General features: G+C 60.0%; 15 protein-coding genes and 1 riboswitch. Of the genes, 4 read left to right on the top strand and 11 right to left on the bottom strand.

What is annotated here, in order from left to right; translation table 11 throughout:
- The first annotated feature begins 56 nt into the window (after positions 1 to 56).
- Positions 57 to 857: a hypothetical protein gene (locus tag IDH41_RS29490; protein ID WP_190867643.1), complete on the top strand. Its 801-nt coding sequence runs from the start codon at positions 57 to 59 to the stop codon at positions 855 to 857.
- Between the two features lie 284 nt (positions 858 to 1,141).
- Here the strand turns inward: IDH41_RS29490 and IDH41_RS29485 are convergent, their stop codons facing one another.
- The 5 genes from IDH41_RS29485 to IDH41_RS29465 form a co-directional block, all read right to left on the bottom strand.
- Entirely contained in the window at positions 1,142 to 2,236 is a 1,095-nt protein-coding gene (locus IDH41_RS29485; protein ID WP_317890841.1) for a Gfo/Idh/MocA family protein, read from the bottom strand.
- A 305-nt stretch (positions 2,237 to 2,541) separates the two neighbouring features.
- A complete protein-coding gene (locus IDH41_RS29480) occupies positions 2,542 to 3,108 on the bottom strand; it encodes a helix-turn-helix domain-containing protein (protein ID WP_190867641.1) in 567 nt (188 codons plus the stop codon).
- A 102-nt stretch (positions 3,109 to 3,210) separates the two neighbouring features.
- On the bottom strand, positions 3,211 to 3,780 hold the full coding sequence (locus IDH41_RS29475) for a nitroreductase family protein (RefSeq protein ID WP_190867639.1): 570 nt from the start codon (positions 3,778 to 3,780) through the stop codon (positions 3,211 to 3,213).
- Positions 3,781 to 3,815: 35 nt separating this feature from the next.
- Positions 3,816 to 4,799 carry a peptide-methionine (R)-S-oxide reductase MsrB gene (msrB, locus tag IDH41_RS29470; protein ID WP_190867638.1) on the bottom strand — a complete coding sequence of 328 codons (984 nt, stop codon included), beginning with the start codon at positions 4,797 to 4,799 and terminating at the stop codon, positions 3,816 to 3,818.
- Between the two features lie 124 nt (positions 4,800 to 4,923).
- Complete coding sequence (locus tag IDH41_RS29465) at positions 4,924 to 6,690, bottom strand: stalk domain-containing protein (protein ID WP_190867636.1); 1,767 nt, start codon at positions 6,688 to 6,690, stop codon at positions 4,924 to 4,926.
- A gap of 256 nt (positions 6,691 to 6,946) precedes the next feature.
- Between IDH41_RS29465 and IDH41_RS29460 the strand changes: the two genes are divergently transcribed.
- The 3 genes from IDH41_RS29460 (at position 6,947) to IDH41_RS29450 (ending at position 9,481) form a co-directional block, all read left to right on the top strand.
- Complete coding sequence (locus IDH41_RS29460) at positions 6,947 to 7,387, top strand: hypothetical protein (RefSeq protein WP_223830173.1); 441 nt, start codon at positions 6,947 to 6,949, stop codon at positions 7,385 to 7,387.
- Positions 7,384 to 8,460: a phosphodiester glycosidase family protein gene (locus IDH41_RS29455; protein WP_190867634.1), complete on the top strand. Its 1,077-nt coding sequence runs from the start codon at positions 7,384 to 7,386 to the stop codon at positions 8,458 to 8,460. Before IDH41_RS29460 ends, IDH41_RS29455 begins: the two co-directional genes overlap by 4 nt.
- A gap of 94 nt (positions 8,461 to 8,554) precedes the next feature.
- Complete coding sequence (locus IDH41_RS29450; protein WP_190867632.1) at positions 8,555 to 9,481, top strand: proline dehydrogenase family protein; 927 nt, start codon at positions 8,555 to 8,557, stop codon at positions 9,479 to 9,481.
- A 654-nt stretch (positions 9,482 to 10,135) separates the two neighbouring features.
- Here the strand turns inward: IDH41_RS29450 and IDH41_RS29445 are convergent.
- The 6 genes from IDH41_RS29445 to IDH41_RS29420 all read right to left on the bottom strand — a co-directional run.
- Positions 10,136 to 11,152, bottom strand: coding sequence for a 5-oxoprolinase subunit C family protein (locus tag IDH41_RS29445; RefSeq protein WP_190867630.1), 1,017 nt, complete (start codon positions 11,150 to 11,152; stop codon positions 10,136 to 10,138).
- Entirely contained in the window at positions 11,149 to 11,892 is a 744-nt protein-coding gene (gene pxpB / locus IDH41_RS29440; RefSeq protein ID WP_190867628.1) for a 5-oxoprolinase subunit PxpB, read from the bottom strand. The genes IDH41_RS29445 and pxpB overlap by 4 nt, the downstream gene beginning before the upstream one ends.
- A complete protein-coding gene (locus IDH41_RS29435; RefSeq protein ID WP_190867626.1) occupies positions 11,885 to 12,655 on the bottom strand; it encodes a LamB/YcsF family protein in 771 nt (256 codons plus the stop codon). Before IDH41_RS29435 ends, pxpB begins: the two co-directional genes overlap by 8 nt.
- Before the next feature lie 653 nt (positions 12,656 to 13,308).
- A complete protein-coding gene (locus tag IDH41_RS29430) occupies positions 13,309 to 14,700 on the bottom strand; it encodes an NCS2 family permease (RefSeq protein WP_190867624.1) in 1,392 nt (463 codons plus the stop codon).
- A gap of 120 nt (positions 14,701 to 14,820) precedes the next feature.
- Positions 14,821 to 14,921, bottom strand: a riboswitch (purine riboswitch).
- A 182-nt stretch (positions 14,922 to 15,103) separates the two neighbouring features.
- The gene (guaA, locus tag IDH41_RS29425) at positions 15,104 to 16,642 is read right to left on the bottom strand and encodes a glutamine-hydrolyzing GMP synthase (protein WP_190867622.1); all 1,539 of its coding nucleotides are present in this window, start codon (positions 16,640 to 16,642) and stop codon (positions 15,104 to 15,106) included.
- A 363-nt stretch (positions 16,643 to 17,005) separates the two neighbouring features.
- A partial coding sequence (locus IDH41_RS29420; protein WP_190867620.1) for a hypothetical protein occupies positions 17,006 to 17,327 on the bottom strand: 322 nt, incomplete at its 5' end.

The raw sequence follows: 17,327 nt of genomic DNA, 5'->3' as shown, positions 1-17,327 counted from the left end.
CGGTAAAGTATAAAGTTCTTTACGATTTATACAAAACGGGAGGGAATTCGAGTTTTATGTTAAAACAAGTAGTCACCGTCTTTATTCTTGCCTGCGTGCTGCTCATTGGCGTGGCGGCCGATAACGGCAAAGCCGTTCCTGCGGCATCGCCGGCGGCGGCAAGCGGCGCGGCGGCAACCACCGTGCAGCAGGCGCAATCTCTAGGGACGTACGGGGATTTCTCCCGCATGTTCGAGCGGAGCGCGGGCCAATTCTGGTCCGGCAATTGGCGCAACCAATGGGCTTGGGAACCTCAAGGCGGGGGCGTGTCGCACATCAGATGGGGAGACCCCGGCAGCTGGCCGCCGGCCAACTATGAAAAGTTCGAAATGAGCGACGACGGGCAATGGATTCTGCTGGACGGCTTCGGCAACAACAGCGGGTTTCTCAAGCAGCGCGTTACCCGCGAGCAGATCGGGGACGTCGCTTGCCGGAACATGAAGCCCCTGCCCAAGGTCGAGGGCGGAAAGCAGCATTACGTGAAGTGGAACATCCAGTCGGAGCCGTACTGCCTCGAGGCGTGGGGACAGATCCTTATCCCCGGCGGCACGAATGTCGACTTCTACCATAAGCAGGTGTGGTTCGAGCCGTCCGGCAATTGGTGCGACAACAAGTACTTTCAGGATCGGATCTGCATCAAGCAATACGAGGTTTGGAAGGACAATAACGACGGCAACGGGAACGTCGGGGGACCGATGCAGCTCCGAATCGAACGGGACCATATTTTGGCCAAAGGCATCGGTCCGGCCTATATCATCCATAATTACTTCCCGAACAACGGCTGGCATGCGGATCTAAGGTATTACTGGACCTATTAGCCTGCCATCATTCGGTTATAGAAGCGCCGACGGGCTGCCGCTGATAGAGCGGCAGCCCTTTTGGCCAATACCGTATTTGCGCTTGCGGCGCGCCGGCAAGCGGTCAGCCGTTCAATCGCTTCCGATAGGACTCGTTCAGCTCCTCGATGATCTGTTGGAATTTCGCGTCATTCCGCAATTCGTCCGTAAATTCGTCCCATGGCAGCCAGGAATTCCTCGCCCTTCGTATCCAATGCGCCGATCAGGAGCGCTTTTTGCGCCATGCTTCCGCCTCCCCTACCGGTTTAGCTTTCATTGATAACGGCCGTCTCCCCTTCGGGCGTGCAGCGATACGCTTCAAACAGCTTGACGATTTCCAGCGAGTCCTCAAGCGTCCCTTTCCGAGGCGGTTTGCCCGCAAGCACGCTCTCGCAGAAGTGGAGCACCTCCGGCACGTAGCCCAAGTAAAAAATATTTTTGTTGTACAGCTGGCCAAGCGAAAATTCCGGTTCCCAGTGGAGCGGCGCCGCTTGATCGTCGACAAGATAGGAGGCCGCTCTTCCGTACGGCGGGAGGGAAGCCTTGCGATAATAGGTTACCTTGACCCCGTTGTCCGCCACGACGTTGCAGCCGCCGCCGATGACCTCCACGCGTTCGAGCGGGCTGCTGACGGAGCTGCCGGCCGTCATATGAAGCGTGCCTACCGCGCCGCTAAGGAAGCGGAAGGTCGTTACCGATCCGCCGCTGAACGGCTCTCTCTGATAGCTCATCGTGCCGATCTTGCCCATCAAATAATGGAGGACGGCGCCGGGGTGGTAAATATGGTCGAGCAGGCCCGTCAGGTTTCTCAAGTCGGCGCGCCGGGACAATTCCGGCATGCTTTGCGGATAACGGACGTAAATGGAGGACGGCGTCCCGAATTCGGGCGAGCTTATAATTTCCTTCACTTTGGCGATTGCCGGAAAAAACACTTTTTTCAGCCCGGTCATGACGAACCGGTTATGCTCCTGGCTCGCTTGCATCAGCTGCCGGACCTCAGCCGCGCTTGCCGCCGTCGGCTTCTCCATCCATACGTGCACGCCGGCCTTCAGCGCGTCCAGCGCGATGTCCGTCGCCTGCACTCGGCCGTCGGGATGATACGCGGTTACGATAAAGACGGCATCCGGCTTCTCCTTCTCCAGCATTTCTCTGTAATCGGTGTACGACGCCCTTGCGCCGAACTGCCGCGCGTAAGCCGCCGCCCGCTCGCCGTCGACGTCGCAAATCGCCGCCAGATCAACCGGCGCGTATTGGAACGTCGGGTACACGTTCCGGAACGAATGCCCGCCCGCGCCGATAAAGCACACTTTCAATTTGTCGTCGAATTCGAAGTTATATTTCATGGGATAAACGTTTTCCACTTCGGATTTCCCCTCCATGTCGAATTTGGATTTCGCGTTTCGCAGCTCTCTGACCGATCCCCCTTTGCCGATCATAGACTGAAATGCGCATTCGCCATTAACAGCCCTCGTTGAATGAAAAATAAATTAGTTTCCTTATAGTAAACATAGTTGAATTACTTTGATTATAGTACATCGTCCTTTTTCCTGCAATCGCTTTCTTTATTGTTTGCGGTGCGCAAGATACGCCATTCGGGGATTTCGCGCAAAAAAAAGAGACGCTCGCGGGCAGCGTCTCCTCACATCGTTTCTTACCGATTCATCCCCTACTCCGCTTCCGGTCCGTCTTCCGGCTTCGACTGCGTAAATACGGCCAAATATTTCACTTCCGTCGTCACGGGGAACAGCGCGTGCTTGTCCAAGGAATCGAAATAAAGGCTGTCGCCCGGCCTGAGCGTATATTCGACGTTCCCTACCTTATAGCGCATTTCGCCCTCCAGGATGAAGATGAACTCCTCGCCCTGGTGGCTGAACACCTTGCGTTTGTCATCCTCGCCCTTGCGGCAGACGAACAGGAACGGCTGCATCAGCTTGTCGCCCCGCTCGACGGCGAAAGCGTGGAAGGAATACCCTTTGTCCGTCTTGACCAGCCGGGATTGGCTCGTCTCCTTCGGCGTATAGACGGTTCCCGTCACCTGCTGGTCGTCGAGCAGGATCGACACCTTGGTGCCGAGGGCGTCGGCGATCTTCATCAGCGTCGCGATGGGCGGAATCGTTTTACCGTTTTCGATTTTGGAAAGCAGGCTTTTGGAGAAGCCGCACGCTTCGGCGATTTCCGTCATGTTGCGGTTCTGCTCCAGCCGCAGCTTTTTGATTTTGTTGCCCAAGTCCATTGGAATCCGTCCCTTAATCCGTATTGTTCAACTGCGTTTAGTATAATGAAACCGAAGCAGCTTGGCAATAAAACGAGAGACGAACCGGGCGGCAGGCTCGCGCTATTCCACCCACACGGTCTTCGCGGCCGGCGGGACGCGCTTCGGCTCCGGCGCGGCCATGTCCGGTACGCCGACATAAATGAACCCGACAAGCCGCTGCTCGCCGCTCAGCCCGAACGCCTCCTGCATAAGCGGGTGGTACATCGGATCGCCCGACCGCCAAATCGCGCCGAGCCCGCTAGCGTGCGCGGCAAGCAGCAGGTTCTGCACGGCGGCGTGCGCTGCCGCGAGCTCCTCCGCGAGAACCGCGCACGGATCGCCGGACGGCGAGCATGCGGCCGCGATGACGACCGGCGCGCGGTAAGCCTTCTGCCGCTCCTTCGCGAGCCTTGCTTCCAGCTCCTCTCCGCTCAGCTCCGGCATGGACGCGGCAGCGACGCGGGCGTACCCTTCGCCGAGCTTCGCCCTTCCTTCGCCCGTCATGACGATAAACGTCCACGGCTGCGTATTATGGTGGCTCGGCGCCCAAGCCGCCGCCTCAAGCAGCCGCTCGATCGCCGATCGTTCGATCGGATCCTGCTTCACTCGCCCGATCGATCTCCGCGTGCGAATCGCTTCTTCTACGTTCATTTCCGATTCCTCCTTGGCCTCCCGGCTCTATCGCGTTACTCGAACAGGGAAAGATACTCCCCGTATCCTTCCTTCTCCAAATCCGCTTTGGCTACGAAACGCAGCGAGGCGGAGTTGATGCAATACCGTAAGCCCGTCGGCTGCGGGCCGTCGTCGAACACGTGGCCGAGATGGGAATCGCCTTCCTTGCTGCGCACCTCGACCCGCACCATGTAATGGCTCGTGTCGGTGTGCTCCGTAACCGCCGACTTCTGCAGCGGCTTCGTGAAGCTCGGCCAGCCGCAGCCGGCGTCGTACTTGTCGCGCGAGCTGAACAGCGGCTCGCCCGACACGATGTCGACGTAAATCCCTTCTTCCGCGTGGTCCCAATATTCGCCGGTGAACGGACGCTCCGTTCCGCTGTTTTGCGTCACCTCGTATTGGATCGGCGTCAGGCGCCGCTTCAGCTCGCCGGCATCCTTCTTCACCGTCCAATGCTTCGAGATGAAGGCGTCGCGCCCGGAGCCTTTGCGGTACATTTTATAACGGAACGGATTCGTCTTGTGGTACCCCTGGTGATAGTCCTCCGCCGGATAAAAGGATCCCGCAGGCTCGATCTCCGTGACGACCGGCTTGTCGAAGCGCCCGCTCGCCTCGAGCGCCCGCTTGGATTCGAGCGCCAGCCTGCGCTGCTCCTCGTCGTAATAATAAATGCCGGTCCGGTACGATTCGCCCCGGTCGTGGAATTGGCCGCCCGCGTCGGTCGGATCGATCTGCCGCCAATAGATGTCGAGCAGCTTCTCGTACGGGAACACGTCGGGATCGTACGTGATTTGCACCGCCTCGGCGTGGCCCGTCGTCTCCGAGCATACCTCCTCGTACGTCGGATTCTCGGTATGGCCGCCGGTATAGCCGGATACGACCGAAATGATGCCCGGCATCTCTTCGAACGGGGAGACCATGCACCAGAAGCAGCCTCCCGCGAACATCGCTTTCGCTTCCTTGCGGCCTTTGCCGCTATTAAGATTTGGTTGATCCATGCCGATCGCCCTCCTTAAGGTCATAACAAACTGTAACCATTTTTATTATACATCAGAGAGTGAGGTACAACAAAATAAGAGGAGGACTTCCGCTTAAAAGCCGCGGCCCGTCCTCCTCTTGCCCTTATTCGAATGCGCCGCCCGGGAAAAAGACGAGCAGCACCGGCAGCGCGCTCGCGCCCGGCGACGAATACGTAATCGTCACTTCCGGCGGCGCGGGAAGCGCCGCGGCGTCCGCCCCTTCCGGCTTCTCCTGGCGGTAGAGAAGAACGCCCTCGCCGGGATTCGCGTGTCCGGCCGCAGGCGCGCCGACGACCTTCCCGTTCACCGCGACCGCGCCCTGGAAATTGCCCGCGCGCGGATTCAGCACAATCCGCGTGCCGTAGGCGACGTTCGTCAACTTGATCGTCGTCACCGCCCCGTACTCCCCGCCGTCCACCGTTGCCTCGCCCGTCAGCGCGTCGACGCCCGGAATCGACGTCCCGCGGTGCCCGAGCCGCAGCTTCCGCTCGGTTACGCCGAGCGGCTCGTCCGCCTCGATCAGCAAATCCGTATCCTCGAACGTTCCCCGGTTGCCGACCTTCTCGAGCGCAGGCAGGCTCGCGAGCGCGGCAACCGGATCCGCGCCTTCGCGCAGCGCCATCGTCGTGAAGGTGAGCGGCCCATCCGAATCGACGTCGAGCATGGCGGAGAAGCCGTCGTCCGGATTCATAACCAGCTTCTCCAGCTCCGGCAGCAGCACGGCCGAGGCGCCCGGCGCAAGCTCGAGCTCGCGCGGCGCGGCGCCGTTCAAATAGCGGAGCACCGCGGCGGAGCCGAACTGCAGCGCATTGACGCTCGGGCCCGCGAAGCCCCGGTTCCCGATCGTCGCTTTGACCGGCTCGCTCTGCTCGTTCGTCACGACGACGGCCGCCTTCAGCCGTTCCGGGGAGCCGTTGCGGTGATGAAGGAACAGACGGCTGTCGCCGTCCAGCTCGTCCTCGTAGAGCAGCCCTTCGCCGAAGAAGCGTTCCGGCGCGTTCGACATGTACAGCGTACGTCCGCCCCGCGACTCCGCCGTCGCGACTTCGGCAAAGCTGTTCATCAGCCTCGTGTCGACCGCGAATTTGTCGCCCGGGTTGCCGTAGCGCATGTAATAGTCGAACGGGCTGTACATCACCTCGTCCGTCACCGTAATTTCCCGCGTCGCGGAGCTGCGAAGCCCTTCGTTGTCGGTGACGGTCTGCGTCACGGCATAGACGCCCGGCTCGAAATACGCGCCTTTGCGCCCCGTCCATTCCGTCTTGGCGATCGTTCCGTCCGGATCATGGCTGTTATCCGAGAACGTTACGGGCTCGCCCCGCTTCACGACGGCCGGAGCCTCGAATTCGGCGACCGGAGCCGCGTTCGGGTCGGGCTGGATCGTAATATAGACCCGCTTCAGCTTCGCGTCGAACACGTAGCCGCCGTTCCACAGCTGCTTAATGACGGACAGCGGCACATGCATCGTTCCGTTGATGCGCGTCGGCGCGGCGTTCAGCAAAACGTAGCCGTCATTGCGGCGCGCCCCGCGCATTCCCGCGTTCAGCGTCACTTTATTCGCGTATGTATCGATATGAGTGCCTTTCCCGTCGTTGTAAACCTTTGCCCCGACCGCGCCCGCGATCGTGCGCACCGGAATCATCGTGACGCCCTTGATGACCGGCGGCGGCGCCGCCAAGGACTGCGCCTTGCCGTTGACCTCGATGCGCTTCTCTCCGTGCGCGAATATGATATGGGCCGGCTTCCTGCCTCCCGCGGCATGCGCCCCCTGCGGCCCAAACGCCGCTCCGGCAAGCGTGACGGCAAGTCCCGCCGCCAGCATGCTTTTCGCCAGACGCGCGCCGCTCTTCCCTATGTTCCCCTGCTTCATCCTCTCTCTCCTCCCGGCATGCGGCGGCTGCCGCCGCAATCCGTTCAGTTAGACGCGGCAAACGGGAGAAAGGTTCCGAAAGCGAGAAAGAATTGTATTATTTTCCACTTTCGGTTGACGGCAATCTAGCAAACTCTTTGTTACAAAAGGGTGACAAACCGCAACTATTTGACCGTTCCGGGTGTCTAATGCTATGAAACTTTGCTTGCCGTTCGTTCATCCGTTCTATCGAGCAAGTGACTAACAGGAGAGGTGAATGAATCGTATGAGTGATTTGATTTTGGAACAACGCGCCGCGAGCCAAACGGACAAGAAGACGCGCAGGAAGAAGGGCAACCGCAGCTTGCTCCTCTTCTTCTGCATCTGGCTTATTATTATATGCTCCGGTCTATACGGGGCCAAATGGTACACGGACCGCATCCAGCTAACGATCGCCGAGAGCCTCGAGCAGCAAACCGCCGGCCAGATCGCCGCGATGCAGCAGACGTACGAAGCCCGCATGCTCGAGCTTGAGACGAACTACACGAACGATCTCGCGGAGCTCAAGGCGAAGGTCGACGCGCTGAACGAGCTGCTCACCTTCACGAAGGACAACGCCGATTCCAAAACCGACAACAGCAACAAGCTGTACACGCAATTGAACGAAGTGAAAAAACAGCTGAACGAATTGCAAAAAAGTTTGGAAGTGCTCAAATGAACCTGACCGTCAAAGCGCTCAACCGGACGGCTCTGCTCGCCTGCGCGCCGTTCCTCGGCATTATGCTCTGGCTGATGATGTCCGATATCGTCATCGAGTTGTCAGACGCCGCCTTCCCCGCTGCCAAGGCGGAACAGTCGATGCTGCCGGAAGCGGACATCTCTCCGGCTTCGCTCGGACTCGACCGGGCGCAAGAGACCGCCGAGCAGACTCGCGAATCGATTCAGAAGCAGATCAAGCTGTACAATCAGACGAACGCCGAAATGGCCAAAATTTCGTCGATGGCCGCCTCGCAGGCGATGAAGCCGCTGATCGTCTACGACCGCAATATTACGAATAAGCTCGGCAAGCCGGCGGCCACGATCGAATCGGACAAGCTGAGAGCCCAGCTGTTCTACATACAAGCCGCGAACTTCAAAGCTTACGCGCTGAAGGTGAAGCTCAAAAGCGCCGACGCCATGACGATGACGCTCGGCGGCGACGCGCTCGGCAAGGCGGAGACGACGCTCGCGGCGGCAAGCCGGCACGGCGCGGTTGCCGGCGTCAACGCCGGCGGCTTCGCGGACGGACGCGGCAAGCGCTACCCGCTCGGCACGACGATCGTGGACGGCGAATACGTAACGGCTTTCGAAGCGCCGCGCGACAATTTGTTTTTCGTCGGCCTGAACGACAAGAACGAGCTGGTCGGCGGCAAATTTCCGACGAAGGGGCAGCTCGACGCCAAGAAGCCGAAGTTCGGCGCCACGTTCGTACCGGTGCTGCTCCGCGGCGGGGCGCCGCAGCCGATTCCGGCGAAGTGGCAGAACAGCCCGAAGCGCGCGCCGCGCACCGTCATCGCCAATTACAAGGACGACCAGCTGCTGTTCCTGATCGCCGACGGCTACAACGAATCGGGCAGCTCCGGCGCCACGCTCGGGGAGATGCAGCTGCTGCTGCAGCGGTACGGCGCGGTCGACGGCTACAACCTTGACGGCGGCGGCTCCTCCTCGCTCGTTTTTAACGGAAAAGTCGTGAACAAGCCTTCGGACGGGCAGCTCCGCAAGCTGCCGACGCACTTTTTGTTTTTTAAATAGATCACCCGCTTAGCGCTACGCGCGTCATTTCGGAATATACTAATACCGGGCCGCCGAATCGGACTCCTGCTTGTTAGGGAAGGGGGCATTACGGATGGGCATCGGATCGAAATGGTACCGCAAATCGCTGCTGACGGTCGCGGGCATCCCGCTCGTGGAGAAGCTGTCGGTCGCGTACGGCAAAAGGCTGGCCGGGAGGTTCGTCGCCGGGGAGACGCTCGAGCAGGCGCTGGCCGAGGTCGATAGGCTCGGCAAGCTCGGCATTATGGCGACGCTCGACCATCTGGGCGAGGGCATTCGGCAGATCGGAGAGGCCGAAGCCTACAAGGAGCAATACTTGAAGCTGCTGGAGGGCATCGCGGAGAAGAAGCTGCGCTCGAACGTCTCGCTTAAGCCGACCCAGATGGGGCTCGCGCTCGATCCGGCCGCTTGCTACGCGAATATCCGCGAAGTCGTGAAGCACGCCAGAAGCCGCCGGAATTTCGTCCGCATCGACATGGAGAATACGCCGTACACGCAGGCGACGATCGATATGGTGAGGCGTCTCCGCAAGGAAGGCCTTACGAACGTCGGCACCGTCCTGCAGGCGTATCTGTTCCGCACCGCGCGGGACGCCCGCGAGCTGCTGGACGAGGGCGTTAGTCTCCGGCTCGTCAAGGGCGCCTACAAGGAAGCGGACGACGTGGCTTATCAGAAGCCGAGCGAGGTTGAAGGCAGCTTCAAAAGCATCATCAAGCTCCATCTGGACAAAGGCGCTTATACGGCGGTGGCCACCCACGACGACGCCATCATCGAGTGGGTGAAAACGTACGTCCGCACGCGGGGCATCCCGAAGCGCGCCTTCGAATTCCAAATGCTGTACGGCCTCCGCATGGGCGAGCAGGCGAAGCTGGCCAAGGAGGGCTACCGCATCCGCTGCTACGTCCCGTACGGCGTCATGTGGTACCCGTACTTCACCCGCCGGCTGGCCGAGAAGCCCGGCAACCTCATGATGGTGCTGAAGCACTCCTTGAAACGGTGACGCCGCCTGTCGAAGGCAGCGTCACCGTTTTTTTTTGCGCGATGCGCGGCCCGGGGGCTGGCTTTGTTGCGCATGTTTTGCGTGAACCGCTGCCCGCTGCGCCGCTTGTGTTGGGGGCTGTTGCGGGGGATTTTTAACCATAATTGCTGAATCAGATCTGATTTTTAGATCTGATTCCCCTCGCGCCACTCGACTTGGGCTCTGTTGCGGCGGATTTTTGGGATCAGGTCAAATTTATAGACCTGATCATCCAAAACGAACCAAAATCTCTTCATCAGATCTAATTTTTAGATCTGATTCCCCTCGCGCCGCTCGATTTGGCCTCTGTTGCGGCGGATTTTTGGGATCAGATCTAATTTTTAGACCTGATTTCTCAAAACTAACCAAATTTGCTGAATCAGATCTAATTTTTAGATCTGATTCCGCTCGCGCCGCTCGACTTGGGCTCTGTTGCGGCGGATTTTTGCGATCAGGTCTAATTTATAGACCTGATCGTCCAAAACGAACCAAAATCTCTTCATCAGATCTAATTTTTAGATCTGATTCCCCTCGCGCCACTCGATTTACCCTCTATTGCGGCGGATTGTCGTGATCAGGTCTAATTTATAGACCTGATCCCCTCGCCGGCCCCGCCGTCTTCCCCGCAAGCCGGTCTCAGGCAAGCGGGCGCAGCTTCAGCGAGACGGCGGCCCGCAGCAGCCGGAGATCGCGCTCGCCGGCCACATAAAGCCGCTCCGCCTCCGTCTGCGCGATCGCCTCGAACCGGAAGCGGCTGCCCGGCTTCAGCTGGGCGAGCACGGCGATGTCGACCGACGCGACCTGCGCGATGCGCGGATAGCCGCCGGTCGTCTGCCGGTCGGCCAGCAGCACGATCGGGTCGCCGTCCGGCGGCGCCTGCACCGTTCCAAGGGCGACCGCCTCCGACAACAGCTCGAGCGGCAACGATAGGAGAAGCTTCGTCTCGCCTTCCAGGCGGCAGCCCATCCGATCGGACTGCGCGCCGATCCGGTAGCTTTGCCCGAACAACGCTTCGCGGCTTTCGAGCGTGAACCGATCGTAATGGGTGCCCGGCACCGCGCGGACGACCTGCTCCTCCGCGGAGCCGGCCACCGCAAAATGCGAGGCATGCCAGCTCGCCGCGGCCAAGCCGTCTTCCCGGACGGCGCTGGCGATCAGGGACGCCAGCCGCATCGTCCTCCCGTTCGGCGGCCGGACGCCAAGCTCGTCGTCCGCCTTCAGCGCCCGTCCAGCGAAGCCGCCGACCGCTCCGCGCAAGTACGTGCTCCGGCTGCCCATCACCTCCGGCACGTCGAAGCCTCCCCCTGCGGCCAAGTAGGTGCGGCAGCCCGAAGCGCAGGCGCCGAAGCTGAGCACCGAGCCGGCTTTCGCATAGACCGGGCGCCAGAGCGGCAAAGGGCTGCCATCGAGCGTTGCCGACAAATCGCCGCCGCTTACCGCGATAATCATAGGCCGATCGATCGCAAACGACGCCCCGCCTAATGTAATTTCCAGCACCGCCTCCCGATCGTCGTTGCCGACAAGCAGGTTGGCGACGCGCGCCGCCCCCGTATCGAGCGCTCCTCCCGCGACGACGCCGTATTTTTGATACCCGTACCGGCCGAGGTCCTGGACCGTCGTCAGCATGCCGGGACGAAGAACGGTCAAGCTCATCGCGCTCCCTCCCCGTAACGGTCGTAGTCCGATCTTGAAATCGGCTTGAACCTCACCTCATGCCCCGCATGAAGCAAGCTCGGAATAGCCCGCTCCGGACGGAACAGCGCAAGCGGCGTACGGCCGATCAGCTGCCAGCCTCCGGGAGTCGCGATGGGGTAAACCCCGGTCTGCTTGCCGGCTATGCCGACGCTGCCTGCCGGGATGATCGTCCTCGGCGTCTGACGCCTCGGCGCGGCTATCCGCTCGGACATCCCGCCCAAATAAGGAAAGCCCGGCGCGAAGCCGATCATATGGACGACATAGGCGCCTCCCGAATGAATGGCGATTACCTCGTCTTCCGAAAGGCCGCAATGCGCCGCGACAAAAGCCAGATCCGGGCCAAGCTCGTCCCCGTAGCAGACCGGAATCTCGATAACCGTCCTCTCTTCCATCGCGTCGGCCGCTACGAACGAGTCCAGCACCCGCTCCACTCTTGCATACACCGTTTCATAGACCGTTTCGTGCCTGGCTTCGTCTTGGGATCGGCTCCTCATGACCGTCAATGGTTCATAATGGACCGCAACCGAAGCAAAGGCCGGCACGCACTCGATCATCCCGGCAAAAGGCTCCTTCTCCAAACGGGCCGCGAACGCGTGAACGGTGCGATTCAACGCTTCGTCGATCGCATCGCCGAAACGGATCAATAACGCTCCGTCTCCGAGGGGGAGCAGCTCCCAGCCCCGATCCGCATTAGTCATCGCGCTCCCCCGCTCCCCGCACCGCTATGCCTTCCGTCTCCAAAGCTTCCCTCAGCCGCATCGCGTGGGCGACGGCTCCGGGCGTATCCCCGTGCACGCATACGGTATCCGCCTTCAGCGCAAAATCGCTCCGCTGCCGCGTCCGAACAACGCCCCGCTTGACCATCCCGAGCGCCTGCTCCGCGGCAAGCGCCGGATCGTGGATGACCGCGCCTTCCGCGCCGCGCGGCGATAGCGAGCCGTCCGCTTCGTAAGCCCGGTCCGCGAACACCTCGTTCGCCGTCCGGAGGCCGATCGCATCGCCCGCGCGCACAAGCTCGCTGCCCGAGAGCCCGAACAGCATAAGCCTCGGGTCGACTTTGTAGACCGCCTCGGCGATCGCTTCGGCAAGCGCCTTGTTCTTCGCCGCCATATTATACAGCGCGCCATGCGGCTTCACGTGGACGAGCCGCCCTCCTTCCGAGCTCGCGAACGCGCCGACCGCGCCGATCTGGTACACGGTCATCTCGTACGCCTCCTTCGGCGTAATGCTCATCTCGCGCCTGCCGAAACCGGCCAGATCAGGCAGCCCCGGATGCGCGCCGATCGCCACGCCGTGCTCCAGCGCCAATCGCACCGTAGCGCGAATCGTTGCCGCGTCTCCCGCATGAAAGCCGCAGGCGATATTGGTCGACGTGATGTATTTCATCAGCTCCGCGTCCGCGCCGACGCGGTATACGCCGAACCCTTCCCCCATATCGCAGTTCAGATCAACCCTTAACATGACGCGCTCCTTTCCCCGTAACGTACGGCGTTTCACTTAAATGTTACCTCTATTTTCTTCCGCTGTTATCGGCGCCTTTCCTCCGCGCGGAAGCATCCCTTCTTCACGATGCCATCTCACCTCGCCGAAACAACGACTTTTCCCTGCCCTCGTTCTCCCACGCCTGTGCAGCACATCTTTCCTCCTCGGCATTAGCTCCCCGCGCCGAAGCAACGCTCTCCTCCGCAACCTATCCTGGATTTCTGCAGTAACTTTCGCCTCCCGAAGCGCTATTCGCCTACAATAGTGGATTCTATCCATTATAAAAAGCCAAAACGGACAAAAATAGCCGTTTAACGCCGAAAATGCTGGATCAAATCCAGTATAGAACCTAACGCGGCTCATAACCAGCTACTATATGGGATAAAATCCAGTATAGCGCCATGGCACACGCCTATGTAGAATATCGGCGTTGGCACCGTAGACGCATAACCGGCTTGTCTCTTGCCGACACCGGCCAGCAGACGTGTAAACGGTTTGTCTCTTACCGACACCGGCCCTCAGACGCGTAACCGGTATAACTCTTGCCGACACCGGCCAGCAGACGCGTACCGGCCATCCGCCTCGCCGAACGCAAAAAAAAGCAGCGCCGGTCCAGCGCTGCCACTTCAACTTTACTCCCCGCCCATGAACACGTAGCGGCCGATCACGAGCACCGCGAGAGTCCACATGAGCCAATGGACATTGTATTTTTGCTTGGTTTTGCCCGATAGATTCGCCACCGTCGCAAGCAGCACGTACGACACGATGCCGAACGAGATGCCGTTCGCGATGCTGTACGTGAACGGCATGAGCGCCAAGGTGAAGAACGAAGGAATCGCGTACACCATATCCGAGAAGTCGATTTCCTTCACCGATTGCATCATCAGCACGCCGACGATGATCAGCGCCGCGGCCGTCGCCGCGCCCGGCACGAGCGCCACGATCGGGGACAGGAAGATCGCGAGCAGGAAGCAGATGCCGGTCGTCACGGCCGTAAGGCCCGTGCGTCCGCCCTGCGCGATGCCCGCGGAGCTCTCCACGTACGCCGTAACCGTGCTCGTGCCGAGCACTGCGCCGCCGCTTACGCCGATCGCGTCGACGAACATCGCTTTGCCGATGCGCTTCTTGCCTTCCTCCGGATTTTTCATAACGCCGGCGCGGTTAGCCGTGCCGACGAGCGTGCCGAAGGTGTCGAACAGCTCGACGAACGTGAACGTCAGAATGACCGTCACGAGACCGACCTCGAACACGCCGGCGAAGTCGAAGTGCCAGAAATTCATTTTGGAGAAGTCGGGTACCCATGTTTGATCCTTAAATGCGGCCGCGACGTCGACCTGGCCCGTCAACATGCCGATGACCGTCGTGCCGAGAATGCCGAACAAAATCGCGCCGGGGACGCGCATAACCATAAGAATGCCGATGAGCAGCAGCGCCACGACCGTCAGCACGACCGAGCCGTCATGGAAGCTGCCGAGCTGGATGACCGTCTCCGAGCCGCTGACCGGCGTGAACGCGCCGGCCTTAATATCCGTGAAGCTCGATACGGCGACCGTCATGAGACCGCTGTTTTTCAAGCCGATAATCGTAATGAACAAGCCGATGCCGACCGTTATCGCGTGCTTCAGGCTGTCCGGCACGGCCGTAATGAGCATTTGGCGAATTTGCGTCACCGTCAAAATGATGAAAATAATACCGGAAATGAATACCGCCGTCAGCCCCATCCCCGGACTGATCGGCTCGCCCGTCGCCGCCGAAGCGATAACGACCGAAGCGAAGTACGCGTTGAGACCCATGCCCGGCGCGAGCGCGACCGGGAAGTTGACGAACAAGCCCATGGCGATCGTAAAAATACCCGCGGCAAGCGCCGTCGCGAGGAATACCGCCGTCCAGTCGAGACCGGCCGGAGTAAGGATGATCGGATTGACGGCCAATATGTAAGCCATCGTCATGAAAGTCGTCAGTCCCGCCATGATCTCTGTCCTGACATTTGTTCCGTGTTCCTTTAACCGAAAGAAACGTTCCATTTTGATTACAGACCTCCCAAAAATGTGTTGGAACAAACAAGAAGCCTAGAAAAAAATGCAAACTGCGCATTTCTCCTAGGCTCTGCAAAAAGGGGAAAAGTATACCCGCCGGACCGCTGCGGACTTTCCCTCCGTTTTCGTAGCCAGGTCATTTACGGTGACCGAGTAGAGACTCTCAAGCCGATTCTTGAGATTATACGAAAAGATATGCCGTTGTTGTTTTCCGATTACAATTTTATAAAGAGGACGTGCTTTTTGTCAACAACTTCAACGAACGATAATGACAATAGATATCTGCATTATTCGGATTTAAGCGCGCAACCAACCGGGCGCCGCGCACAAAGAAAACGCCTCTCCGGGCCGGCTAACCAGGCGTCGGAAAGGCGTTTTGCACAAAAGTAACTTACTCCCACTCGATCGTCGCCGGCGGCTTCGAAGTAACGTCGTACACGATACGGTTGACGTTCTCGACTTCGTTGACGATACGGACGGAAATTTTCTCGAGCACGTCCCAAGGGATGCGCGCCCAGTCCGCCGTCATGCCGTCAATCGACGTTACGGCACGGATGCCGACGGTATAGGAATACGTGCGGGCGTCGCCCATAACGCCGACGCTCTTCATATTCGGAAGCGCCGTAAAGTATTGCCAAATTTCGCGGTCGAGGCCGGCTTTGGCAATCTCGTCGCGGAGAATCGCGTCGGATTCGCGGACGATGTGAAGCTTCTCCTCGGTCACTTCGCCGAGGACGCGGATCGCCAGACCCGGACCCGGGAACGGCTGGCGCCATACGATCGCTTCCGGAAGGCCGCACTCCTCGCCTACTTTGCGGACCTCGTCCTTGAACAGCGCTTTGAGCGGCTCGACCAGCTTGAACTTAATGTCCTCCGGCAGGCCGCCGACGTTGTGGTGGGACTTGATCGTCTGCGCCGTGGCGGTGCCGCTCTCGACGATGTCGGTATACAGCGTGCCTTGAGCCAGGAATTCGAAATCGTCCAGCTTGCCCGACTCCTCCTGGAACGCGTAGATGAACTCGTTGCCGATGATTTTGCGCTTCTGCTCCGGATCGTCGACGCCCTTCAGCTTGCCGAGGAAACGCTCCTGCGCGTCGATCTTCAGCACCTTCATATCGAACTTGCCGACGAAGGTTTCCATGACGCCTTCCGCTTCGCCTTTGCGCAGCAGGCCATGGTCGATGAACATGCAAGTGAGCTGGTCGCCGATCGCTTTATGAAGAAGAATCGCCACGACGGACGAATCGACGCCGCCGGACAGGGCGCAGAGCACTTTTTTGTCGCCGACCTGGGCGCGGATTTCCTGTATCGTGTCTTCGATGAACGACTCCATCGTCCAGTTGCCGTCGCAATCGCACACGTTATACAGGAAATTGCGGATCATTTCGTTGCCGAACTCGGAGTGGCGCACTTCCGGATGGAACTGCACCGCGTAGAAATGGCGGTCCGGATGGCTCATCGCCGCGACCGGAGCATGCTCCGTGCTGGCGTCGACTCGGAACCCTTCGGGCAGCTCGGTAACATGGTCGCCGTGGCTCATCCAGACGGTTTGCACCTTGTCCAATCCGAAGCCGATGCGGGAGCCTTCCGCGAATTCGACCTCCGCTTTGCCGTACTCGCGCTTGCCCGCGCGCTCCACCTTGCCCTGCAGCTGGTGCGACATCATTTGCATGCCGTAGCAGATGCCGAAGATCGGGATGTTCAGGTCGTAGATCGCCGGATCGACGAGCGGCGAGTTTTGTTCGTATACGCTTGCCGGTCCTCCCGAGAATACGATGCCCTTCGGCTGCAGTTCGCGGATCCGTTCCACCGGCGTATTGTAAGGCAGCAGCTCGCTGTACACGCCAAGATCGCGGATACGGCGCGCAATTAACTGGTTGTATTGTCCTCCGAAATCGAGAACAACGATAATTTCATTTTGCTTCGTCATGACCGAGCCTCCCTCAATAGATGTAGTAATTATATATAAGGCGCTTTGAGCGAGTCAAGGCGAATGGACGGGAGATTTGTCGGAAACCTCCGGGGCTTGCGGGGCTTCGTTCGCCGCATGACTTGGGGGCCATAGTGCGTTGTAGGGGCGGCACGGGGAAGCATAAGGGCTTAATTGCACTTATTTGCCAGAGATATGGGTTACTGGGCGGGATAAGGGCGATTTCGCACGAATTGCGCTGCGTTCGAGCGGAATGCGGGACTGGGGAGACCATACAACGTGATCCAAGAGGAGTTTCCATGCGGCCGGTTACAAAAAAGACCCGATAGCCGCAATCCGCGAATATTGGGTCATTCTTGCAAGTTACTTCTGGGACTTGATTGCATACGCGCGCTTGTCCCGCGGCTCCTGCTGCGGCGCGGGGGACGGCTTCGCCTTGGCTGCCGTCCGCTTGTTCAGCACGCGCAGCACGCTGCGCAGCGCCGACGGCAGCGGCGCGTCCGGCCACGGCCCGGGAGCGGCGAAGTGCGCCTCCTCGAGCCAGCCGACGAGGCGGCGGAGCGCGTCCTGCTGCTCCGCCCCGAGCGCCGGCTCCGCGGCGTTCGCGAGCTCGCGCGCCGTCAGCGGCAGCGCGTGCACGCCGAGCCGCCGCAGCAGCAGCGGCACGGCCGCCGCGGCGACGGCG

Origin of the sequence: Paenibacillus arenilitoris (assembly GCF_014705655.1) — a bacterium.
In the GTDB taxonomy this organism is placed as follows: Bacteria; Bacillota; Bacilli; order Paenibacillales; family Paenibacillaceae; genus Pristimantibacillus; species Pristimantibacillus arenilitoris.
The sequence above is the reverse complement of the archived record's forward strand: the minus strand, read 5'-3'. Positions and strand labels throughout refer to the sequence as shown.